We start from the raw sequence: 8511 nt of genomic DNA on the forward strand, positions 1-8511 counted from the left end.
GGCGAAGGCCGCGGCCCAGCTCAACCAGTGGAATCACGACCGCACGTCGTTCAACGCGCAGTCCCTCAAGCAGCAGTACGTCTCCATCACAGACCGCCGCAACCGGATCGCCCACGATGCGGACCTGCTGGACGGCGACCTCAAGCGCCGGCGGGAGATCTCCGACGCCGACGTCACCGACGCGATCGACTGGATCGAGCGCATCGCTCTCGCGATCGCGGCGGTACTCGGCTGACCCGATTCAGAGAAGCTGGGGACCGCCAGACCGCATGGCTTTGGCCCTGGCCCGGACATCAGGATCGCGCAGTGAAGACCACGTGGCCTTGGGGGATAAGTCACAGATATGGCCGGAACTCGCCTCTGCCGCACTCCTGCGCTAGGCGACACGTGCCAGGTAAATTCACCGCGGGGAGAATGCAGGTAGCTAGAGGGTGGGCAGGTGCTGGAGAACCTCATTCAGGGCAAAGCAGTGACGGTCGAGGAGGTCTTCACCGGCCGCCGTTATCAGCTGGACAGCTATCAGCGCGGCTACACCTGGGCCCGCAGCGACGTACGTCGACTCTTGGAAGATCTGCGTCGAAAATTCTTGAAGAGCTGGCGCATGGAGGACGACCGCGAGGCCGTTGCCGACTACGCGCCGTACTTCCTGGGGCCGTACGTCTACCATGAGGCAGCAGCAGTCACCTACCTCGTCGACGGGCAGCAGCGCATCACCACTCTGCACCTCCTGCTCCTCTACTTGAAAGAGTTGCTCCGAGCCCAGGACCTTGAGGAAGACGCCGAGCGCATCGGTGCCCTGTCGCGAACCCGACGGTTCGGTCGTTCCGTACACACACTCGACATCCCCGAACGCGAGCCGTTCCTTTCGGCCGTCTTCCAGGAAGCCGGCTACACCCTCCCGTCGGACGCGCCGGGAGACTTGCGACGCCTGTGGGATGCCGCCCAGGTCTTCCAAGAGGAATTTCCAGAAGATCTGACCGGAGATGCACTGCCTTACTTCGTTGACTGGTTGCTGGACGGCGTCTGCATGGTGGGCATTCGGGCGGCCACCCAGGAACAAGGCATGGAGATCTATGAGTCGATGAACGACCGTGGTGTCCGTCTCGGCCCCATCGATCTACTCAAGAGCTTCCTGCTATCAAAGATTACGGGCGAAGCCGCCGGGTGCGACAACACCTGGCGGTCCATGGTCAACGCCCTGGCCGCCATCGATCCCAACGCTCCGAGCGATTTCGTCAAGACCTTCCTCATCGCACGTTTTGCCAGGATCGACGAGGACGGAACCTCGCAGGACGTTGAACAGATCAACGGCCTTTACCACACCTGGGTGAAGGACAACGAAGCTCTGCTAGAGCTCAGGGGTTCCCAGGAATTCCGACAGCTCATCACGGAACTTCATACCTTCTCCGACTACTACTGCACACTCGCCGCAGCGGCTGTCTCCTACAAAGAGGAGCTGGCCTCCGTCTTCTTCAACACCTTCAACGGCATGACCTCGCAGGCGGCCCCAATTCTCGCCGCCATCGACCCAGGCGACGACGCGAGCACGTTCAAGGAGAAAGCACGGCTGATCGCCGACTACTTGGACCTCGTGTTCGTTCGACGGCTGGTCAACGATGCGCAGTACGCGGGCAGTCATCTCGACCGCGAAGCCGTCCGGCTCGTCGGCCAGTGCCGAGGGACGACCGACGTGGCGAAGCTACGGCGGATTCTCTCCACAGAAGTCGCCCAGCTGAACCTGGACTTCTCCAGCATGAGTACCTTCGGGCTCCGATCCAATAACAGCCGACAGGTAAGATACCTGCTCGCCCGGCTCACAGCTTTCGTGCAGACCGGGTGCGGCCGACCTGATGAGAGCGGCAACTACCTCGACGAGCACCGCCCGTTCGAGATCGAGCACATCTGGGCCAACCAGTTCGAGCGTTTTCAACCCCAGACACATACCCGCGCAGAATTCGATTCGCAACGGAACCGGCTGGGCGCCCTCCTGTTGCTACACAAGTCCGATAACGCCAGTTACCAGGACCTTCCGTACCCACAGAAGGTCGATTACTATCACCGGCAGAATCACCTGGCAGCCTCCCTGCACGTCAAACACCGCGAACGCAACCCCCGGTTCGGCGCCTTCATCAAGGAACACAGGCTGGATGGGCTTTTCCGCCCCTACGTAGAGTTCACGAAGAAGGATATCGCCACCCGTCAGCAGCTCTATCAGCGGTTGTGTGAAATCATCTGGAGTGACAGCCGCTTCGGCGCCCCCGATGTTCCCGTACGACCGATCGACCGGACACGGACTCGTACCCGCGCGCGCTATGACGTCACAGTGCAGGATCTCGTAGCGAAGGGGCTCGTTCCCACACCGGCCAAGCTCGTGGGGCGGCGGCGCGGTGAGGTCTTTCATGCTCAGGTGTTGGAGGACGGCCGTATCCGTGTCGCCTCCGGTGAGGTCTTCGGGTCACTCTCGGCAGCCGGGAGTTTCGTCCTGCAGACGAAAGCCTGCCCCGGCTGGAACTTCTGGCACGCCAAGATCGACGCAGAGGAGAAGCAGTTGCTCCGCATCCGTAAAGACGCCTTGGAGCAGGGTCTGATCTAAAGACCGGGCTCCCCGCGGTCACATGAGACCACTGGTAGGCACACCGGCGCCCCGTGGTCGCCGAACTCGCCGCCAGAGCGGTCACCCACGGGCCCCTGGGGGGCGGGACTTCCTCCTGGTCTCTCGCCTTGGCCGGGCCGACGGACGGAGCATGCGGCCCGGCTGTGTATCGGAGTCGCCGACTGTCGCGGCGAGCGAGCTTCCACCTCCGATGCGCAACGTCGGCCCTGGGAGGGGCACAGCCGGGGCCGCTCATCGTCGCAGTCACTCATCTCGCGCTGCAGGGACCGCGCCGCACCCCCCGTCCGGCAAGACCGTGTGGGACGAGATCGAGTCAGCGACGACGTCCCGACCCGAAGCGCACCGCGCCGGTCGGTCACCATTCCTTGCGGCGGCCCGTGCGCTGGGCCTGGGAGAGGCTCTGGAGTCCGTCGGTGTCGGTGATCACGATTTCGGCGTCGTCGGGTGCGCGGCGCGTTGTTCGACGCCGGGACCGGGTTTCGCCCCGCCGTCGTAGGCCAGGGCAGCCCGGCGCTGACCACCATCAATCTGGCCAGGTGAGTGGCGGGCGAGTCCACGTCGGTGGCATACGCAGTAGCATAAAGAGCATGGGTGAGCCTACCCGGAAGTACTCGATCACGATGCCCCGGGACATCGCCGAAGCCGCCCGCGCCCGTAGCGGCCCCTCCGGCCTGTCCGCCTACGTCGCCGCCGCCGTCGCCCGCCAGATCGAGCGCGACAACCTCAACGAACTCATCCAGGTCGCTGAGGCAGAGCACGGCCCCATTACCGAGGGCGAGGTACAGGCCCTGCGCGACCAGCTCCACCAAGCACGTACGCGGCAGGCCGGCGATGAGGCGAACACGGCGTGACACGCTCCCCCGCCGCCCCGGGCGGCACGCTGGTACTCGACAGCGAGGCACTGGCCAAGGCCGTGCTGCGCGACCGCACCGTCACCGCCTGGCTCGCCCTGGCATGCGCCGATGACCTACGTGTGATCACGTCGGCGGCCACTCTGGTGGAAGTAGTCCACCCTCGCATCAACCGCCCGGCCCTGGAGTGGACACTCTCCCGCCTCGTCGTGGAGCCGGTCACCGACGAGATCTCGCGCCACGCCGCCGCCCTGCTCACCGATGCCGGCCTGCACGGGCACAAGTGCGCCATCGACGCCATGCTCAGCGCGACCGCCCTCGCCGCGCCGGGGCCCGTCACCGTGCTCAGCTCCGACTCGGAAGACCTCACCACCCTCTGTGGAACGCACGCCACCGTCATCAAGGTCTGACGCCCGAAGCAATCCTGACGGGGCACTCGCCTGTCAGTCAGCAAGAGTCAGGCTCTGACCAGCATGGATCTCGATCCGAGAGAGCGGGAGACAGTCTCGTCGGCTCCCGCTCTCCTTCGTTGTCTCTCATCAGGACCGTGGCAGCCGGAGTAAGGCGCCGACGAGGCGAAGGCGGCTGCCTTGGGTGAGGCAGCCGGTCAGCGGGGCGTAGACGCCCCCGGGTGTGAGGCGCCGTTGTCGGCGGGGCCGGTTAGGGTGGGCCGTGCCCGCTCGGGCCTGCGGCCCGCAGTGTCCGCCTGAGGTGGCCTGGGGTAAAGGGGGGTGGCTGGACGGTTCCTCTGGTACGCCTCAGGGATCGAAGTAGACGCCCGAACCCACCCCCCTCACACAGGAATGGCCGGCAGTCGTCCGGCATGCGAGCGGTCGATGTGGCGTGTCTGCGTAACCGCCCGCTCGTCAGCAGGCCGTGGCGTGGTGGGCCGGTCGGTGCGGTGCGGTGCGCTTGCTGCGGGGCCCCGATCGGCGTCGTACCGCCGCGGGTGACGCCTTCGCGCTCCAGCCGCTTGGTCCGCGCGCTTGGCAAAGGGTGGGGGGAGGGAGTGGGGCGTCTGGCGCGCTGGCACGCCGCCGAGCTACCGACGGCGGGTATTGGTTCTCCGCGGCCGCCCTGGGCGAGGGGTCTGTGCCGACGGGGAGAGAGGGTGTACCCGGCGTGCGTGGTGACGCGGGAGGTGCTCGTGGCGGAAGGCGGCCGGGGCTGGGGCTGGGGCCGGGGTGGGGTGAGGCCATCGTGGGGGTGTTTGCCGTCTCCGGTCGTGCGGGGCCGGGGCGGGAGGGGGGTGGGGTGAGGACATCGTGGGGGTGTTTGCCGTCTCCGGTCGTGCGGGGCCGGGGCGGGAGGGGGGTGGGGTGAGGACATCGTGGGGGTCTTTGCCGTCTCCGGTCGTGCGGGGCCGGGGCGGGAGGGGGGTGGGTCCGGTGGCTCAACCTCCGGCCCCGGTGCAGCGTTCGGCTTCCCGCCGGGCCGGACGTGAGCGGGCAGGGGGCCGTCGCCTTGTCACACCCGGTCACTACGCTCCGGGGTCATGGGACTTTCGATCTCCGTCGGGCTGCTCTACGACCAGGCGCGCAACGACCCGGAAGGGTACGAACACCATCGCCGCGCCTTCCTCCGCCTCGGCCGGGCGCTGTGTGCTGAGGGCGTCCGGTGGGAGGAACCGGAGGTCGCCACTCCGCCGAGCCCTCATGTCTTCTCCGGCGGGTTCCCGTACGGGCATCTGACCCGGCTGCGGCGCATCCTCGTCCTCGCCGGCCGGGGAGAGCCCGTGGCTCCCGCCCCGCGCCCCGACAGCGAGGCATGGCGCCGTGACCTCGCGAGGATCGACGACGAGACCTCGCTGCTCGCCTCCCACCTGCTGTGTCACGCGGACAACGCCGGCTACTACCTCCCCGTCGACTTCGCCGATCCGCTCTTCCTTGCCCAGGAGTCAGGGGTCGCCGGGGCCCAGACGGTCGGCTCCAGCCATCGTCTCCTGGCCGAACTGGACGGCCTCGCGCCCACGTTGGGCATCCGCCTCACCGAGGCACACGCCTCGCACCCGGGTCCCGCTGCACCGGCCGTATCCGTCGACCTGTCGGACGACGACCCGTTCGGCCCGGAGAAGTGGGCCTGGGATCAGCTCCGCCAGGCGTGCCGGGCGAGCATCGCCGGCGGTCACGCCGTGGTGTTCCACTGACCCGGGGCACCCTGGTGGAGCGACGACAGCGAATAGCACGACGGCCGGCAGGGGCCCGGACGTCCTCCGGCCTCACAGGCCGTGTTCGTCCATGCGGCGCATCAGGTTCCGCTTGCGTTTCTGGGCCGTGCGCAGGGCCCTGACGTACGCGGTGAACTCGTCGGGCGTGCCCAGGCGACGGTGGCAGTCCCGGATGCTCAGCAGGAGGCTGACGAGCTGCTCGTAGACCGGGTTTCCGGTCTGCTGGGTGAGCGGCTCGGCCAGGCGCAGGTAGACGCCGAGCGCGTCGGCGGGACGGTCGGCGCGCGTCTGGTCGGCGAGGGTGAGCCACTGCCGGTCATGGGCGCCGGTCTCGGTGGCGGCCTGCCAGGCGGCGTCGACGTCCTTGTCGTCGAGCAGGGCGTCGACCAGGACGGGGCCGGCGTACCAGCCCGGCTTCCGCTGCTCCGCGTCAGCGCGCAGCAGGGTCAGCGCCCGCTCGCGCTCGGCCGGCCAGCTGTCCGCGGCCTGCGCGGCGGCCCGCAGCTGCTGGTAGGCGAGCAGGGAGCGGCGGGCGCCGAAGTGGTCGCGGCGCACGGTGAGGGCATCCGACAGCCGGTCCGCCCGCGCGTAGCGGTCGCAGAGGTAGTCGACGAGGGCGGTGTCGACGGCGGCGAGGTCCCGGGTTTCCCGGATGCCGCGCTCCGCCCAGCGCAGGGCCTCGTCCGAGCGCCGGGCGGTATCCAGCTCACGAGCGATGACCAGATGCGTATGGCCGCTCGGTGCGAGATCGGCCGCATGGACGGCGATCACCGCGTCGACATCGCCGCCCGCCTTGGCCAGGCGTTCCATCAGGTACTTCTCGGCCCAGCCGGTACGGTTGCGCCGCCATGCCTCGACCGCCGACTTCCGCAGGACGGCCATTCCCTCATCGCCGAGGACGTCCTCGTAGTCGAGCGGATCGATGTCGGTCAGGCCGTCGTCGATGTCGCCGAGCGCATGGCCGACCAGCCAGCGCGCGAGTTCGCCGGGGTCGGGGCGCGCCGCACGGCATGCGTCGAGGTGGGCGTCGGCGAGGTCGGTGCCGATCTGCCCGAGCCATCCGTCGGAGTCGTCGACGCTCTCCACCGCCTCTGCCAGCAGCAGCATCGCCTCCCGAGCCAGCGTGATCGCCTCGGCGGCCCGGCCCGAGCCGGTCAGCGCGCCGATCGCGGGCACCGCCTGTCCTGCCTGCTCGGCGTAGGCGCGGGCATCGGCGTACTCGACGTACCCGTGCTGTGCGAAAGGGCGGATGTCCAGCAGGTCGCGGATGCGGGCCCGGACCGTGGCAAGGTCCCCGTGGGCGGTCGCGGCCCGTAGTTCCAGGCGCCGCCGCAACTGCCGGTCCTCTTCGATCTGTTCCCGCAGCAGAGCGAGCAACTCGTCCTTGGACAGGGCGGACAGCCACCCGTCGAGATCCTGTGCGCGCTTTCGCGCCGCCTTGCGCTGCCGCGGCAGGCTCTGCCGCTGGGCGAGCGCCGTCAGGCCGAGGGCCACAAGGTGCTTGCAGAAGTTGCCTTCCAGGCCGTACGGGCAGTCACAGGTGCCGGCCAGGCCACCGGGCCCGTCCAGGGTCAGCTCGGCCTCGTACCGCTGCGTGCCGTGGACGGTCGCGGTGATCCAGTCGTCACCGACCTCCACTTTGGAGACCGCGTCCAGGTATCCGAGCCCGCGCTCGAAGGAACGGGCACCGGCCAGCGCCCTGAGGTTGGCCTCGGTGAGACTTCCCATGGTTTCCGCCTGCTCCGTGTTGTGCACTTGACCGGGCATCAGCTTAGGGCAGCGGACCGCGAGTTCGGCGGCTCGGCCGTCGATCCGCCGCCGGGTACGGAGGGCGCCCTTGTCGCGTGTGCGTGCCGCGGCTGCCGGACTCTCAAGGCGCGCACCGGCTTCGATTCCACCGCCACCAACTGGAGCGCCAAGTTCCTTGAGGACACCCTGCACAGCTCGGAGGCGATGGCGACCGTGCCGTACGCCCTCTATATGACGGCCACCCTGGTGGGCCGCGGTCTCGGGGACGGCTGGGTGCAGCGGTGGGGAGCGGTGGCCGTCGTACGGGCGGGTGTGCTGCTCTCCGCCGTGGGGTTCGCCGTCATCACCGCCGCACCGGAACCCGTGACCGGAGCATTCGGTTTCGGCGTCCTCGGCGCCGGGTTGTCCGTGATCATGCCCCAGCTCTTCGTGGTCGGTGCGCGGCGGCTGCCGGGGGCGGTGGACACCGCCGTGGCCCGCGTCAACCTCTTCAACTACGTGGGCTTCCTGATCGGCCCGCCCCTGGTCGGGGCCGTCGGGGCGGGCGTCTCCTACCGGGCGGCCATGTGCGTGACGCTGCTGCTCGTCCTGGGCGTCCTCCTCGTCGCCGGCACCCTGGCCCGGCCGGACCCGGCCGGCTCCACCGCCGAGTCCGACCCCACCGCCGAGTCCGACTCCGGCGCCGCATCCGCCCCGCCCGTCCCGCGGTCCGACACGCCCCAGACGACCGCCGGCTGACGGCGCCACCCCGGCACCGCACCCACGAACACCCACCACCGAGCCGACGGGCCACTGCGCCCGGTGGCGTCCTCAGACTTCAGTTCGTCGTCGTGGCCGTCCTGGCGGGGGGGCGCGTGTCGTCGGGGCGCCGCTTGCGCTGCGGAGGAGGCTCGTGGGCGTCGGTGGGCGGGGCAGGCTTGTTTCAGCTCTCGTTGCGGGGTGTTTCTGGTGGGGAGTTGACCCGGGTGCCCCTTGGGTGGTGGGGCGCCCGGGCCGAGGCGGGGTTCGGTGGGGTCGCGAATTGCTGCCGGTTGACTGTGCATGGGCGTGTTCTGGTGTGTATGAGTGAGTGTCCGGGTTGTGGCGGGTGTGATCCGGTGGGTCAGAACGGAGGTTCCCCTGTCGAATGG

The 8511-nt window shown here is 68.8% G+C and carries 6 protein-coding genes; 5 read left to right on the forward strand and 1 reads right to left on the reverse strand.

Annotated elements, in window-relative coordinates:
* Positions 1-439 precede the first annotated feature (439 nt).
* The 4 genes from ABT245_RS43035 to ABT245_RS43050 all read left to right on the forward strand — a co-directional run bounded on the left by ABT245_RS43035 (position 440) and on the right by ABT245_RS43050 (position 5611).
* Positions 440-2593 (forward strand): GmrSD restriction endonuclease domain-containing protein, encoded by a 2154-nt coding sequence (locus ABT245_RS43035; protein ID WP_351745772.1) that lies wholly within the window; start codon positions 440-442, stop codon positions 2591-2593.
* A 608-nt stretch (positions 2594-3201) separates the two neighbouring features.
* Positions 3202-3465, forward strand: a complete 264-nt coding sequence (locus ABT245_RS43040) for a CopG family transcriptional regulator (protein ID WP_351745775.1) — start codon at positions 3202-3204, stop codon at positions 3463-3465.
* Positions 3462-3875, forward strand: a complete 414-nt coding sequence (locus ABT245_RS43045; RefSeq protein WP_351745778.1) for a DNA-binding protein — start codon at positions 3462-3464, stop codon at positions 3873-3875. The genes ABT245_RS43040 and ABT245_RS43045 overlap by 4 nt, the downstream gene beginning before the upstream one ends.
* A gap of 1085 nt (positions 3876-4960) precedes the next feature.
* The gene (locus tag ABT245_RS43050; protein WP_351745781.1) at positions 4961-5611 is read left to right on the forward strand and encodes a putative DNA-mimic protein; all 651 of its coding nucleotides are present in this window, start codon (positions 4961-4963) and stop codon (positions 5609-5611) included.
* Positions 5612-5683: 72 nt separating this feature from the next.
* Here the strand turns inward: ABT245_RS43050 and ABT245_RS43055 are convergent, their stop codons facing one another.
* Positions 5684-7360 (reverse strand): SWIM zinc finger family protein, encoded by a 1677-nt coding sequence (locus ABT245_RS43055; protein ID WP_351745784.1) that lies wholly within the window; start codon positions 7358-7360, stop codon positions 5684-5686.
* Between the two features lie 27 nt (positions 7361-7387).
* On the opposite strand from ABT245_RS43055, the gene ABT245_RS43060 reads away from it, so the two are divergent.
* Positions 7388-8119 (forward strand): MFS transporter, encoded by a 732-nt coding sequence (locus ABT245_RS43060; RefSeq protein ID WP_351745787.1) that lies wholly within the window; start codon positions 7388-7390, stop codon positions 8117-8119.
* The last annotated feature ends 392 nt before the right edge of the window (positions 8120-8511 follow it).

It is taken from the genome of Streptomyces sp. NPDC001508 (genome assembly GCF_040298665.1).
Taxonomy (GTDB): domain Bacteria; phylum Actinomycetota; class Actinomycetes; order Streptomycetales; family Streptomycetaceae; genus Streptomyces.

Excerpts from the sequence above, each read along its gene's own strand:
- ABT245_RS43040 (WP_351745775.1), top strand. The coding sequence starts at position 3,202 with ATGGGTGAGCCTACCCGGAAGTACTCGATCACGATGCCCCGGGACATC.
- ABT245_RS43055 (WP_351745784.1), bottom strand. The coding sequence starts at position 7,360 with ATGGGAAGTCTCACCGAGGCCAACCTCAGGGCGCTGGCCGGTGCCCGT.
- ABT245_RS43050 (WP_351745781.1), top strand. The coding sequence starts at position 4,961 with ATGGGACTTTCGATCTCCGTCGGGCTGCTCTACGACCAGGCGCGCAAC.